A 14,371-nucleotide genomic window follows, 5' to 3' on the forward strand; every position below is an offset into this window, starting at 1 on the left:
TTAACACTTGCAACGGGGTACTCATGCGGCATTTCAGAATTTCCTTTTTAGTCACTTTTGTCCTCATGGCGGTGTCCGGCTGGTGGGGTTACAGCCATGGCGGCGTGCCGGGCATGATCCAGGCGCTGTGGATCACGGGCGTGCTGGGCGTCATGGAAGTGTCGCTGTCGTTCGACAATGCCGTCGTGAATGCCTCGGTCTTGCGTCACTGGAATGAATTCTGGCAAAAACTGTTCTTGACGGTCGGTATCCTCGTGGCCGTCTTCGGCATGCGCTTGCTGTTTCCGCTCGTCATCGTATCGGTGGCCACGGGCCTGGGCCTGGTCGACGTATGGACCATGGCCACCACCACGCCGGACGTATATGCCAAGCACCTGACGGACAACCATGCGCAAGTGGCGGCCTTCGGCGGCGCCTTCCTGTTGCTGGTGTTCCTGAACTTCCTGTTCGACGACGAGAAGGAATTGCACTGGCTGGGCTGGGCCGAGGAAAAAGTCAACGCGCTGGGCACCGAAAGCCTGGCCGTGCTGATCACCATGGGCGCCGTGGCCGCCTGCGTGGCGATGGGCCCTGCGGAACAAAAATACAGCGTGCTGGCCTCGGGCATCGTCGGCATCGCCGTCTACATCGGCGTGAACTGGATCAGCGGCTTGCTGGAAGAAGGCGAACCGGACTTGCAGGATGACGCGGAAGAAGGCGCCGCGCCAGCGAAAAACGGCAATGGCGACCTGGTGAAAACGGTGGCGCGCGGCAGCATCGGCGGCTTCCTGTACCTGGAAGTGCTCGATGCCTCGTTCAGCTTTGACGGCGTGATCGGCGCGTTCGCCATCACCAACGACGTCGTCATCATCATGCTGGGCCTGGCCATCGGCGCCATGTTCGTGCGCTCGATGACGGTGTTCCTCGTGCACAAGGGTACCCTGGACGAATTCGTCTACCTCGAGCACGGCGCCCATTATGCGATCGGCATCCTGGCCTTGATCATGCTGGCGTCCGTCAAGTACCATATTCCGGAGTGGTTCACGGGCCTGTCGGGCGTGGCCTTCATCCTGGTCTCGCTGTGGTCATCCCTGCGTTATCGCAAACGGCACGCGGCACAAGCTTGAAATCGGGGGGGCCGCCCCCATTTGAGGAAGTAATGGCACGAGCGCCTGGCGCTCATCCCATGCAGGCATGTTTAAGTAACTTACTGAAAAGGAGCACCACATGGCAATCAGTTTGCAAAAAGGCGGCAACGTCAACCTGAGCAAGGAAGCACCGAACCTGAAGAAGATCATCGTCGGCCTCGGCTGGGATCCTCGTTCGACGGACGGCGCCACCTTCGACCTTGACGGTAGCGCTTTCCTCCTGAAAAGCGACGGCAAAGTCCGTGGCGACTCTGACTTCATCTTCTACAACAACCTGAAGTCGACCGACGGTTCCGTCGTGCACACGGGCGACAACACCACGGGCGAAGGCGAAGGCGACGATGAGCGCATCGAAATCGACCTGACCCGCGTGCCAGCCGACATCGACCGCATCAGCATCACCGTCACCATTCACGACGCCGACGCGCGCCGCCAGAACTTCGGCATGGTCTCGAAAGCCTTCATCCGCTGCCTGAACGCGGAAGGCGAAAAAGAAATCGCCCGCTACGACCTGTCCGAAGACAGCTCGACGGAAACGGCGATGATCTTTGGCGAAATCTACCGTTACAACGGCGAATGGAAGTTCAAGGCCATCGGCCAGGGCTTCAACGGCGGCCTGGGCCCTCTGGCCCGCTCGTTCGGCGTCAACGCCTAATTCACGCTCGTTAAACCTGCCGGCCGCTCATCGGGCGTGCCCGCGACGGTTTTCCGAGGTGAATTGCACTTTTGTCATATCATCACTGCCGCCTGCACAGATCAGGCGGCTTTTTTTTGGAGATTTATCATGCCAGTATTTAGTGTCACGGGCGACGTCGATCCATTCCTCCACGTCAGCATGAAACAGGGCGAAACCATCTATTGCGAATCCGATGCGATGGTGATGATGGAAACGGCGCTGGACTTGAAAGGCAAGATGACGGGCGGCCTGGGCAGCGCCATCATGCGCCGTTTCGCGAATGGCGAATCGTTCTTCCAGCAGCATATCGAAGCGGTGCGCGGCAGCGGCGACTGCCTGCTCTCGCCCACCCTGCCGGGCGCCATCGAAGTGGTCGACGTGGGCGCGCGCCAGTACCTGCTCAACGACGGCGCCTTTGTCGCCGCCACCTCGGGCACGGAAATGAAGGTGCGCACGCAAAGCATCGGCAACGCGCTGTTCGCCCAGTCGGGCGGCTTCTTCGTCATGGAGACGGCCGGCACCGGGCAAGTGGTGGTGTCGGGCTTCGGCTCCATGTTCCAGCTCGACGTCGAGCCGGGCAAGGATGTCGTGATCGACAATTCCCACGTGGTCTGCTGGGACAATAGCCTGAAATACGAGATTTCCGTGACCACGGGCGGCGGCGCCAGCGGCGGCGGCATCGGCGGCTTCCTCGGCAATATCGTCAATAGCGTGACCAGCGGCGAAGGCATCGTGCTGCGCTTTTCCGGTTCGGGCAAGGTCTTCATCTGCTCGCGCAACCGCGACGCCTTCCTCAAATGGACGGCGTCCGGCAAAGCCGGCTGATTCCCCCTCCTCTATAAGGCCAGGTTAAGTCTGGCCACTTAGAATCCCCGCGCGCGCACCTGCGCGCGGCTTCCCCTATTTCCACCCGGTCCCCGTACATGCAAAGAGTCTGGTTCAACAAAACATTTTCCTCGGTCGGCACGGCCATGCGCCTGATCCGCGAAGCCGATATGGCCGCAACGGGCGGCGTGCCCCGCTATCACATCGTGTGCAGCAATACGAACGCGCACGCGGCGGCCTTACTGTCGGCCCACGAATATGCGGTCGAACCGTCGGGACTGACGGGCCACAATTATGTCGAGTGGTGCCTGGAATTTTGCCGCGACCGCCGCATCACGATTTTCTGGCCCGGCAAGGAAGCGGGCCTGATCGGCAGCGCCAGCGCGCGCTTCGCCGCCCTCGGCACGCGCGTGCTCAGCGTGGCCAGCGAAGAGACCTTGACCCTGATGCACGACAAGGCGCGCTTCTGCGACGGCCTCGATCTGCCGATGGCGCGTCCGGCCGACTACCGCGCCGTCACCACCATCGAAGAATACGACGCCGCCTACGCCGAGCTGCGCCCGCTGCATCGCAAGCTGTGCATCAAGCCAGCGGAATCCGTGTATGCGCTGGGCTTTGCCATTCTCGATGAGGAGCGCAGCAGCGCCCAGCTGCTGCTGGCCGGCGCCGCCTACCAGATCAATGCGCAAGAGCTGCGCAGCGGCCTGGCGCAGATGGAGTCCTTCAAGACCCTGCTGTTGATGGAATACCTCGATGGCCACGAATACAGCGCCGACTGCGTGGCCGACCAGGGCCAGCTCATTTGCGCCGTGCCGCGCAAGAAGCTGCACGGGGGCGGCAGCGGCCAGCTGATCGAGCTGCGCGCCGACTTGCTGGCGGCCTGCGACAAACTGGCGCGCGACTACCGCCTGAACGGCGTCTTCAACATCCAGTTCCGCGAAGGTGCGAACGGCCTGGCACTGCTGGAGATCAACCCGCGCATGTCGGGCGGCATCGGCATGGCTTGCGCGGCAGGCCCCAACCTGCCCTACCTGGCGCTGGCCGGTTTCGACCAGGGCTTTGACAGGCTCACCGTGCCCGCCATCCACGAAGGCATGCGCGTGGGCGAAGCCGCCTACGCCGTGGAACTGCCATGAACCTCGTCAAGCAGCAGATGCCCACGGGCGAGCTGACCCTGAAAGTGGACGAGGCGCGCTTTCCGCTGGACTGGCTGATCGGCTTTGCCGCGCGCGCCAACGCCAAGCGCGGCTTCCTGTTCCTGTCCAAGGTGCTGGGCAAGCACTGGCCCGTCACGCCGCGCGCCATGCAAACCATCCACGACGACCTGGCCGCGCAGATCCCCCCCAGCCTGCCCGGTCCCGTGGTCTTCATCGCCATGGCGGAAACGGCCGTCGGCCTGGGCCAGGGCGTGTTCGATGCGTGGCTGCGCGCCAATCCGAATGGCAAGGCGCTGTTCTTGCACAGCTCGCGCTATCGGGTGGGCAGCGTGCCCTTCTTCGAATTCGAGGAATCGCACAGCCACGCGCCGCGCCAGTTCCTGCATTTGTCCGACGCGGCCAGCGCGCTGTTTTCCACGGCGCGCAGCCTGGTGCTGATCGACGATGAAGCGTCGACCGGCAACACCTTCGCCAACCTGGTGCAAGTGTGCCGCGCGCGCTATCCGCAGCTGGAAAAGCTGCACCTGGGCGTGATCACCAATTTCATGGGCCAGGCCGCCAACGCGGGCTTGAGCGAGCGTTTCGGCCTGCCCACCAGCATCGGCGCGGCGCTCTCCGGCCAGTACGCCTTCCAGGCCGGCGACGCGCCGGCTCCCGTGGCGGCCAGCGCGCAGCGCTTCGAGGCGAATGCGGAACGGGGCGCCAGCCCCGCCTTCGGGCGCATCGGCGTAGGACGCGCCCTGACGCCGCCGCAAGGCTTGGCGGTGCGGCTGGCGCAGGAAATCGGCGCCGGCGACTCCGTGCTGGTGCTGGGCACGGGCGAATTCATGCACCCGTCGTTCCTGCTGGCGCGCGAATTGGAAAGCCTGGGCAAGAACGTCGTGGTGCAATCGACCACGCGCTCGCCGATCTTGTCGTGGGGCGCCGTCGGCCACATCGTCCGCTGCGACGACAACTACGGCGAAGGCATCGCCAACTACCTGTACAACGTGGCGCCTGGCCAGTACCAGCACGTTTTCATCTGCCATGAAACCCCGGCCAGCCCGGCCCTCATGCAACTCGCCGGCCAGCTCAATGGCCGCCTGTTCCACTTTCAGTCAGAGACCAAAATTGAAGAAATTCCTGTTTGTTGACCTGGACGACACACTGTTCCAGACCCCGAAAAAATGCCCGGGCGAGACCGACCTGCAAGCGGCCGCTTATTTGAAAAATGGCGACGCCTGCTCGTTTACGACGGCGCGCCAGCGCGCCTTCTTTGAGTTCGCGCAAAGCGGCATGACCCTGATTCCCGCCACGGCGCGAAACGGCGACGCGTTTCGCCGCGTCGACCTGCCGTTTACCAGCTACAGCGTGCTCGATTACGGCGGCATCGTGCTGCAGCCTGGCGGCGCGCTCGACGCGGGCTGGCTGGCCCTGATGCAGGACGACATGCAGACGGCCTTGCCCGGCCTGCGGGACGCCATGCGCATCATCGACGATTTCCAGGTCAAGACGGGCATGCCCTCGCGCGCGCGCCTGATCGAAGACTACAACACGCCGTTCTACATCGTCGTCAAGGACCATGAAGCGCGCGGCGAACGCCTGGCCGACATCGAAGAGCAGGTGCTGCAACAGTGGATCGCCACCGAAGGCGCCGACTACTTCATCCACCGCAACGGCAACAACCTGGCCGTGCTGCCCAAGACCCTGAACAAGGCGCGCGCCGTGGCTTACCTGCGCGCGGAACTGGAAGCCGAACACGGCCCCATCGTCAGCTTCGGCATGGGCGACAGCCGTTCTGACGCCCGCTTCATGGCCGCCTGCGACTACGCCATCATCCCCAACGGCACCCAGCTGGCGGCACTCACGGTGGCGGCGCTATGACCGAAGGCATGCAGCATTTCAGCGGCAGCTACCGCCAGGAAGACGTGGAATTTCTGCTCACGCCCATGGCGCTCGAACCTATCCTCGACCTGGCCGAAAAAGAGCGGCTGATCCAGTCGGGCCAGCGCCACTACAGCGAAATGCTGTCGCCGGAATCCTTGCCCTCGCCCGCCTACCTGGCGCTGTTCCAGAGCGCGTTCGCGGCCAACCGCCTGCAAATGGCGCGCGACTGCCTGCGCCTGGCGGCCCTGATCGCGGCGCGCCGCACTGGCGCCATCACGCTGGTGTCGCTGGCGCGCGCCGGCACGCCCGTGGGCGTCATCCTGGGCCACCTGCTGCGCCAGGTGTTCCAGCGCGAGTGCAGCCATTATTCCGTCTCCATCATCCGCGACCGCGGCATTGATGCGAACGCCCTGAAACACATCCTGGCGCAGGGCCATGCTGCCGAATCCATCGTCTTCGTCGACGGCTGGACGGGCAAGGGCGTGATCTCGCGCGAGCTGCGCCAGACGGTGAACGACTTCAACGCGGCGCATGGCACGGCCATCGACGGCGGCCTGTTCGTGCTGTCCGATCTGGCCGGCACGGCCGCCTGCGCCGCCTCGGCCAGCGATTACCTGATCCCGTCGAGCATCCTCAACGCCACCGTCTCGGGCCTGGTCAGCCGCTCCGTGTTGAATGACGCCATCGGTCCGGACGACTTCCACGGCTGCGTGTACTACGCGCAGTTCGAACAGCACGACCAGTCGCGCACCTTCGCCGACGGCCTGGTGGCCGACGCCATGGCGGTCGCCGCCAGCAGCGGCATTCCGCTGGCCGAAGCGAGCGATGCGCCAGCCATGGCGGCCCGCTCGCAAGCCTACATGGCCGCCGCGCAGCAGCAATACGGCATCAGCGACATCAACCTGATCAAGCCAGGCATCGGCGAAGCGACCCGCGTGCTGCTGCGCCGCGTGCCCGAGCGCCTGATCGTGCGCGACACGAATGCGCCGGACGTGGCACATTTGCTGCTTCTGGCGCAGGAAAAAGCCATACCCGTCACAGTAGAACCGGCGCTGCCTTACCAGGCGGTCGCCCTCATCAGGAGCGCAGTCGATGGATAACAACTCCCTACACCCACAAAGCGAGCATAAGGCGGCACTGGGCGCCTCCATGTATGTGCCGACCACGCACAAGGACTTGCTGGCGATCGCCAATGGCGACAAATTCAGCCATCTGCGCTCGGTCATCCTTTGCACCGAAGACGCCATCGCGGAACGCGACCTCAGTTACGCGCTGTTCAACCTGTCGCTGGCGCTGCAAAACATGTGCGAGGAATCGGATACCTTGCGCTTCGTGCGCGTGCGCAATCTCGACGTGCTGGCGCGCGTGCTGGCCATGCCGGGCGCCGACAAATTGAGCGGCTTCGTGCTGCCCAAGTCCACGCGCCACAATTTCGCCGCGTATTTCGATCTCGTGCGCCACACGCATCACTTGCTGATGCCGACCCTGGAAACGGCGGAAGTGTTCGACGACGAGGAAATGAAGCAGTTCCGCATCGTCCTGTCGGCGCCGGAAGTGCGGCGCCGCATCCTGGCCCTGCGCATCGGCGGCAACGATTTATTAGCCCTGCTGGGCTTGCGCCGCCCCACCAGCGGCACGATTTATTCAACGCCGCTGGGCCAGGTCATCGGCCGCCTGGTGACGATCTTCAAGCCGCACGGCTTCCAGCTGACGGCGCCCGTCTTCGAGCACCTGTCGCAGGGCAGCTGGCTCGATGCCGAAGTGGCGCAGGACATGGCGCACGGCATGATCGCCAAGACGGCCATCCACCCGGATCAGGTGCCGCAGATCGAGCGCCACTATCAGGTGGCGCAGTCGGACATCGAACTGGCGCTGCGCATCATCGACCCGGACAGCCCGGCCGTGTTCCGCATGCAGGAATCGATGTGCGAAGTGGCCACGCACAGCAGTTGGGCGCAGCGCATCATCGAGCAGGCGCGCCTGTTCGGCATCCGCCATGCGGCCGACGGCGCCGCGGCGTCAGCACCCCATTTGCATCACTCCTTGAATACTCAACTCTCCAGCGACGAAGGGACTGCACGACCATGACCAATTTCACACGCGGACAAAAAGGCAAACTGGCTGACCTGGGCTTGATTGGCCCGTTTGCCGTCACGCTCGATATCGCATCGGGCTCGATGGAAGTGGACGTCAGCTGCTTCGGCGTCGATGCGGCCGGCAAGCTGTCGGACGACCGCTACATGGTGTTCTACAACCAGAAAAGCGCGCCGGACAACGCCGTCACGGTGGAGCTGAACGGCCCCCGCTCCACCTTCCAGGTGGACCTTTCCCGCCTGCCCGCCTCGATCGACAAGCTGGTGTTCACGGCGGCGACGGAACAGGGCAGCATGCGCGCGCTGGGCAACTCCAGCATGGCGCTGGGCCAGGCGGCCACGTTCGCCTTCACGGGCACCGACTTCCAGGACGAGAAAGCCGTCATCATCGGCGAACTGTATCGCCGCGACGGCAGCTGGCGCTTCGGCGCCGTGGGCCAGGGCTTTGCAGGCGGCCTGGCGGCGCTGCTGAAGCACTTCGGCGGCAGCGAGGCGGCGCAAGCGGCCCCGGCGCCAGCACCCACGCCGGCGGCCCCGCCGGCGGCGAATAAAATCTCGCTGTCAAAGATCCGCCTGGAAAAACGCGGCGACAAGATCTCGCTCGACAAGCGCGACAGCGGCGGCTATGGCCGCATCCGGGTCAACCTGAACTGGAACCAGAACGCGTCGCAAGGCCAGGCGCCCGCCTCCAAGCTCGACACGGGTTTCCTTGGCAAGCTGTTCAACAAGCCGGCCGGCCGCGCGGGCGGCATCGACCTCGACATCGGCTGCCTGTTCGAAATGAGCAGCGGCGCCAAGAGCGCCGTGCAGGCGCTGGGCAACAGCTGGGGCGCGTATGACCGGCCGCCGTACATCCACCTGGAAGGCGACGACCGCACGGGCAGCGTCAGCAGCGGCGAAAACATCTTCATCAACGGCACCCATTTCGACCAGATCAAGCGCGTGCTCGTGTACGCCTTCATCTACGAAGGCGTGCCGAACTGGGCCGCCACGGATGGCGTCGTGACCATCGAGATTCCCGGTCAGCCGACGGTGGAAGTGCGCCTCGACAGCGACAGCCAGCACGCCATGTGCGCCATCGCCATGCTGGAAAACCACGGCGGCAACCTGCAGGTGACAAAATTGGTGGAATACTTCGGCGGCCAAGGTAAAATCACGGCGCACCAGGCCATGGACGAACGCTACAATTTCGGCTTGAACTGGAAAGCCGGACGGAAAGACTAACTCTTTCTCCAACTAAACAATTCACCCCTTAACATGACCCCTACGACCAAAAAAGTCACCTTCGCCTTCGTCATCTTCCTCGTGGCCGGCTTCCTGCTGCTGGCCGCCTATACGTGGATGGCCCTCAGCTTCTCGTACTCGGAAGGCGAACGGGCGGGTTACCTGCAAAAGTTCTCCAAGCGGGGCTGGATCTGCAAGACATGGGAAGGTGAATTGCTGCTGACGGCGCTGCCGGGCACCATCCCGGAAAAATTCCAGTTCAGCGTGCGCGACGAGGAAGTGGCGAAGCAGCTGACGGCCGCCGCCGGCAAGCGCATCCTCGTCACCTACAGCCAGCACAAGGGCGTGCCCACGCAATGCTTCGGCGAGACGGAATATTTTGCCGATAAAGTCGTGTTGAGCCAGTAACACCGCCGTTCCCGCAGTCCAGCGCCGGCAGCCCTTGCTGGCCGGCGCTCTCCCCCTCCCGCCCCCGCATGTCTCCCCCGCCAGAATAACTTTCTAGCAAGAAATTTATTGCGCGCCTCACACATTCTCACTTTCTTATACACTTGCGCAACTAGTTCTGACTGAAACAATCTACGAATGTAGCAAATAGGCGTGACGGTTACCCTTCCGCATGACGTCCAGCCAGCCGACCTTTAGCGTGCATCATCACCATCGGATACCTCATGCGCAAGCAACTTTCCGCCCTGGCCCTGCTGGCCGCCTCGCTCCCCCTGTCCGTCCAGGCACAGGACCTGTCCGGCATGGCCGGCGCCCTGAAAGTCAACTCGACCAATGAGCGCACCTTTGTCGCCGCCGTCAGCTACACACAGCCGGTCGGCGAGCACAACGCCGTCAGCCTGTCCTACATCAATGAAGGCCACCCGGAAGACCATCACCGCGACGGCATGGCGGGCCAGTTCTGGCTGCGCACGAAGAAGGTGGAGCAGGGCCTGATGGTGGGCGCCGGCGCGGGACGCTATTTTTTCTTCGACACGGCCAGGACCGACGACGGCCTGCACAACTTCGACAATGACCATGGCTGGGGTTCCATCGTCAGCCTGCAGGCGCGCTGGCAGTTCGACAACCGCTGGTATGCGCAAGCGCAGCTCAACCGCATCAAGCCGGACGGCAAGGACAACACCACGCACCTGCTGATCGGCGCCGGCTACCGCTACGATGGCGTGCCGGGCGCCAAGCTGCACTTGCAGAACTGGGCGCACGACGACACCCTGACCTTATCGACGGGCCACACCATCGTCAACAGCTTGCGCTCCGAGTCCTCGCGCCCGTTCACCCTGGAATACCGGCGCGCGGCGGGAAAATACGTGGACTGGACGGTCACCGCCCTCGATGAAGGCGATACGGACCTGGCGCACCGGCGCGGCGTGGCCGCCCAGCTGTGGCTGATCCGCTCACTGAATGAAAAGGTGGAATTCGGCATGGGCGGCGGCCCCTACCTGGCGTGGGACGGGCGCGACACCCAGGGCCACAGCACGCGCCTGACCGGCTTGCTGTCAGCCGTGGCCCGCTACCACGTCAACCGCCGCTGGGTGGCGCAAGTGGCGTGGAACCGGGTGGTGACGGATTACCACCGCGATGCGGATGTGCTACTGGTGGGGGTGGGACGGAAGTTTTGAGCGAGATGCAGACGTAACCCAAACCTAGGACTGGGGTCGGTCGCTGCGCGATTGGAACGCAGTCCATTGGACTGCGTTTCCCCATTAAGGTCCGACCCCGGGTGTTATCGGGTTTTCAGGCCTTCAACGTGAGCGCCAGACGGCGCCTGCCTCGTTAGGCTGCGTCAGACGCTCGATCACTTCGCGCGTCAAGCTGGCCGAGCTCACTTGTTCGGCTTTCGCGCGGGCCGCGCTCAAGGAGCTGGAAAAGACGCTTTGCGGCTGCTCCAGGCTGGCGCGCAGGGCGGCTAGTTCGCGCTCCTGCTGCTGCGCGCGCGCCGTTTCCAGGTCCAGCAATTGCTGCTTGGCCTCGGCCATCGCGCGCGTCGTGTCGGCCGCCTTGCGCTGCAGGGCGGCATGGGCCTGGGCGCTGGCCAGCAAGGCTTGCTGCGCAGCGAGCTTCTCGCCGGCGGCCTGCTGCGCGGCCCGTTCCAGCTGCTCGCGCTGGCGCATGGCGTCGAGCGCCTGCTGTTCCATGGCGGCGCGCGTTTCCGCTGCGGCCGTCGCCTGCTTTTCCGCTTCCAGGCGGCCGGCGATGGCTTGCGAGGCGCGCTCTTCGGCACTGCTGGTCTGGCGCTGCTGCACCAGTTTTTGCGCGATCAGGGCCAGCGACTCGCGCTCGGCCGCGACGAAATCGCGCTCGGACGCCAGCAGCGCTTCGGCGGCTTGCGCCTTGTCTTCTTCCACGCGGGCGCGCTCGCTATGCACCTGCCCCAGTTCCACGGCCAGGCGCGCCTGCACCTGCACGGCTTGCGCGGCGGCGGCTTTCTTTTCGCCTTCGACCAGGGCCTGGTCCATCAGGATGCGGATGGCGTCGGCTTCCTTCTGCGCCGCTTCCCGCAAGGCCTGTTCGGCGGCATGCTGGCCGCGCAGCAGTTCCGCTTGCGCGCCTTCGGCGGCGATGCGTTCCTGCGCCGCGGCGAACGCCAGCGCTTCCGCTTCCAGTTTCTCTTTCAGGGCGGCGATGGCGGCTTGTTCGGCGGCCAGGCGCTCCTGCTCGGCCTGCAGCAACTGCTCTGCCTGCCGGGCTTTTTCCTGCGCCAGTTGCGACACTTGCGCCTGCGCGGCCAATGTCGCCTGGCCGGCATCGACCTCGGCCTGCTCGGCTGCGTTCTGGCTGGCGGCCAGTTCCGCCGCCTGACGCGCCAGCTCGGCCCGTTCCTGCGCCAGGCTGGCGGCGCGCTGCTGCTCTTCCAGTTCGCGGGCGGCCGCCACGGCGGCTGCCTGTTCGGCCGCTTCGCGTGCCTTGGTTTCCTCGAGGGCCGCCGTTTCCGCTTCCAGCTTGGCGTGGCCGGCGATTTCCGCATCCTGTTCGGCGGCCACGCGGGCCAGCGCCACGGCGCGCAGCTGGCGGTCCACCTCGATGCGCGCCTCGGTGGCGGCAAGGATGCGCACGTCGGCGTCGCGGCGCGCCTGCGCGCTGGCCACGGCGACCATTTCCAGGCGCTCGCGGTGGATGGCCGCGTCGCGCAATTCCTTTTCCGTCTGCAGGCGCAAACGCAGGGACTGCGCCGCATGGCGCTCCGATTCCGCCTGCGCCAGCGCGATCGCTTCGCGTTCCTGTTCCAGGTGCGCCAGCGCGCGCGCCTCTTCCAGCGCGCGCACTTCGGCGGCGGCGCGGTTGAAGGCCGATTCCAGCGCGATCTGGTCGGCGCGCTCGCGCTGCACCGTCAAGTCCAGCGCTTCGCTTTCCGCTTCGGCCAGCATCTGCGCCGTCTGGCGCGCGCCGTGCGCATGGCGCTCGCGTTCACGCGCCAGCACGGCGACTCGTGCATCGGCCGAGGCGATGCCCACCATTTCTTCCTTGGCCGCCTGCACGGCGGCCACGCGCTCGACGGCTTGCAGGCGCGCCTGCTCCGTCTGCACCTGCAATTCCTCGGCGGCGCGGGCCGCCTGCTCGGCCAGTTCCGATTGCACCGCCACTTGCTCGCTGGCGCGCAGGCGGCTTTCCTGCTCGGCGCGCGCGCGCTGTTCGGCGGCCAGGCGGATGGCATTGTCGGACTCCACGCGGGCGCGCAATTCGGCCGTCTCCTGCTTGACGGCTTCCAGGCGGGCCACACTCGCTTGCGCGGCGGCGCGCATGGTGTCGAGGCGTTCGCGGTTGGCGGCGATGGCTTCTTCGGCCGCCTGCGCATTTTGCTGCGCGGCGGCGGCGGCGGCCGCGTCGATGGCGGCGCGGTCCTCGGCCAGCGAGCGCACGCGCGCCTCGGCCAAGGCCCGGCTTTCGGCGGCGCAGGTGGCCTTCGCTTCCGCTTCCACGCGGGCAATCGCCTCGTGGATGGCTTTCAATTCCATTTTCTGGCGTTCGGCGGCGGGCGCCTTGCTGTCGGTTTCCGCTGCCGGTTCGGCTTGCGGTTCGGGCATCGCGGCGACGGGAGCCTCAGGGACAGGCGCTGGCGCAGGTACGTCAGCCTTGCGCTCCAGGTCCTTGAAATCATGCAGCGAAACGATGCTGTCCTGGTCGAACTCGTCGTCAGCCGAATAGGCGACGGTGAGGGAGGCGGCCTGGCGCTGATTTTGCTGTGCTTGCATGATTTCTCGCTTATTCGGGTGAATTCCGTTGCTTATGGGAATTTATTACCACCATTATCGAACAGGCATGCACAAATCAGCGCGGCAAGAAGAGGGGCGTTTACCTTTCTTTTCGCTATTTAACTCAAATTGGCCATAAGGGAGCTTCGTCCATCAGCGCCACCTGCTCGCGCAATTCGAGGATGCGGTCCTGCCAGTAGCGCTGCGTGTTAAACCACGGGAAGGCGACGGGGAAGGCGGGATCGTCCCAGCGGCGCGCCAGCCAGGCCGAGTAATGGATCAGGCGCAACGTGCGCAGCGCTTCGACCAGGTACAGCTGGCGCGGGTCGAAATCGCAGAAATCCTCGTAACCGGCCAGGATGTCGCTCATCTGGCGCACCTGGTCGCCGCGCTCGCCCGACAGCATCATCCACAGGTCCTGGATGGCCGGTCCCATGCGGCTGTCGTCGAAATCGACGAAATGGGGGCCGGCATCCGTCCACAGCACGTTGCCGCCATGGCAATCGCCATGCGTGCGCAGCACGGCCACGTCGCCCGCGCGGTCATAGCAGCGCTTGACGCCATCGAGCGCCTGCTGCGCCACGCTGGAATACGCGGCCAGCAGCTCGGGCGGCAAAAAATTACCCTCCAGCAAGAACTCGCGCGGCTCGACGCCGAACGTCTGGTGATCGAGCGCCGGCCGTTCCTGGTAGCTGGACAGCGCGCCGACGGCGTGGATGCGGCCGATGAAGCGCCCTATCCATTCCAGGGTGGCCGGGTCGTCCAGCTCGGGCGCGCGGCCGCCGTGGCGGGGGAAGACGGCGAAGCGGAAGCCCTGGTACTGGTGCAGGGTGCTGCCATTGATTTCCAGCGCCGGCACCACCTGGATTTCGCGCTCGACCAGTTCCGAGACGAACGCATGCTCCTCCAGGATGGCCGTCTCGCTCCAGCGCGCGGGACGGTAAAACTTGGCCACCAGGGGCGCGCCGTCTTCGATGCCCACCTGGTAGACGCGGTTTTCATAGCTGTTCAGGGCCAGCAGACGGCCATCGCCGCGCAAGCCCACGCTGTCGAGGGCGTCGAGCACGCAATCGGGGCTCAGGGCGGAAAAGGGATGGACGGGCCGGTCGTCCTCGTGCGGCTGGTTTTCATTGTGCATAAGCGACATTGTAAGGCGCGCGCGGGCCGCCGGTGCAAACACTTCGGTGATGAAGCGCCGCAAGGCGTA

General features: G+C 64.9%; 13 protein-coding genes. 11 read left to right on the forward strand and 2 right to left on the reverse strand.

Annotation, left to right across the window (positions count from 1 at the left end; all coding sequences use genetic code 11):
• Positions 1-23: 23 nt before the first annotated feature.
• The 11 genes from GCN78_RS26605 (at position 24) to GCN78_RS26655 (ending at position 10,593) form a co-directional block, all read left to right on the forward strand.
• A complete protein-coding gene (locus GCN78_RS26605; protein WP_152254389.1) occupies positions 24-1,106 on the forward strand; it encodes a DUF475 domain-containing protein in 1,083 nt (360 codons plus the stop codon).
• Positions 1,107-1,206: 100 nt separating this feature from the next.
• A complete protein-coding gene (locus GCN78_RS26610; RefSeq protein ID WP_046682304.1) occupies positions 1,207-1,782 on the forward strand; it encodes a TerD family protein in 576 nt (191 codons plus the stop codon).
• 129 nt (positions 1,783-1,911) lie between these two features.
• Positions 1,912-2,628 (forward strand): TIGR00266 family protein, encoded by a 717-nt coding sequence (locus tag GCN78_RS26615; RefSeq protein WP_035826041.1) that lies wholly within the window; start codon positions 1,912-1,914, stop codon positions 2,626-2,628.
• 98 nt (positions 2,629-2,726) lie between these two features.
• A complete protein-coding gene (locus GCN78_RS26620; RefSeq protein WP_152254390.1) occupies positions 2,727-3,764 on the forward strand; it encodes an ATP-grasp domain-containing protein in 1,038 nt (345 codons plus the stop codon).
• Positions 3,761-4,918 carry a phosphoribosyltransferase domain-containing protein gene (locus GCN78_RS26625; RefSeq protein ID WP_152254391.1) on the forward strand — a complete coding sequence of 386 codons (1,158 nt, stop codon included), beginning with the start codon at positions 3,761-3,763 and terminating at the stop codon, positions 4,916-4,918. The genes GCN78_RS26620 and GCN78_RS26625 overlap by 4 nt, the downstream gene beginning before the upstream one ends.
• Positions 4,896-5,648 (forward strand): HAD family hydrolase, encoded by a 753-nt coding sequence (locus GCN78_RS26630; RefSeq protein WP_152254392.1) that lies wholly within the window; start codon positions 4,896-4,898, stop codon positions 5,646-5,648. Before GCN78_RS26625 ends, GCN78_RS26630 begins: the two co-directional genes overlap by 23 nt.
• Entirely contained in the window at positions 5,645-6,751 is a 1,107-nt protein-coding gene (locus GCN78_RS26635) for a cysteine protease StiP family protein (RefSeq protein ID WP_152254393.1), read from the forward strand. The genes GCN78_RS26630 and GCN78_RS26635 overlap by 4 nt, the downstream gene beginning before the upstream one ends.
• Entirely contained in the window at positions 6,744-7,739 is a 996-nt protein-coding gene (locus GCN78_RS26640) for an HpcH/HpaI aldolase/citrate lyase family protein (protein WP_152254394.1), read from the forward strand. The genes GCN78_RS26635 and GCN78_RS26640 overlap by 8 nt, the downstream gene beginning before the upstream one ends.
• Positions 7,736-8,968 carry a TerD family protein gene (locus tag GCN78_RS26645; RefSeq protein WP_152254395.1) on the forward strand — a complete coding sequence of 411 codons (1,233 nt, stop codon included), beginning with the start codon at positions 7,736-7,738 and terminating at the stop codon, positions 8,966-8,968. The genes GCN78_RS26640 and GCN78_RS26645 overlap by 4 nt, the downstream gene beginning before the upstream one ends.
• 33 nt (positions 8,969-9,001) lie before the next feature.
• On the forward strand, positions 9,002-9,376 hold the full coding sequence (locus GCN78_RS26650) for a hypothetical protein (RefSeq protein ID WP_071078763.1): 375 nt from the start codon (positions 9,002-9,004) through the stop codon (positions 9,374-9,376).
• Between the two features lie 263 nt (positions 9,377-9,639).
• Positions 9,640-10,593: a hypothetical protein gene (locus tag GCN78_RS26655; RefSeq protein WP_152254396.1), complete on the forward strand. Its 954-nt coding sequence runs from the start codon at positions 9,640-9,642 to the stop codon at positions 10,591-10,593.
• Between the two features lie 123 nt (positions 10,594-10,716).
• Here GCN78_RS26655 and GCN78_RS26660 read toward each other — a convergent pair whose 3' ends face one another.
• Together GCN78_RS26660 and GCN78_RS26665 are read right to left on the reverse strand one after the other, a co-directional pair.
• Positions 10,717-13,164, reverse strand: coding sequence for a coiled-coil domain-containing protein (locus GCN78_RS26660; protein WP_152254397.1), 2,448 nt, complete (start codon positions 13,162-13,164; stop codon positions 10,717-10,719).
• A 124-nt stretch (positions 13,165-13,288) separates the two neighbouring features.
• On the reverse strand, positions 13,289-14,302 hold the full coding sequence (locus tag GCN78_RS26665; RefSeq protein WP_152254398.1) for a serine/threonine protein kinase: 1,014 nt from the start codon (positions 14,300-14,302) through the stop codon (positions 13,289-13,291).
• Between the last annotated feature and the right edge of the window lie 69 nt (positions 14,303-14,371).

This window comes from Janthinobacterium rivuli, from assembly GCF_009208735.1.
GTDB lineage: Bacteria > Pseudomonadota > Gammaproteobacteria > Burkholderiales > Burkholderiaceae_D > Janthinobacterium.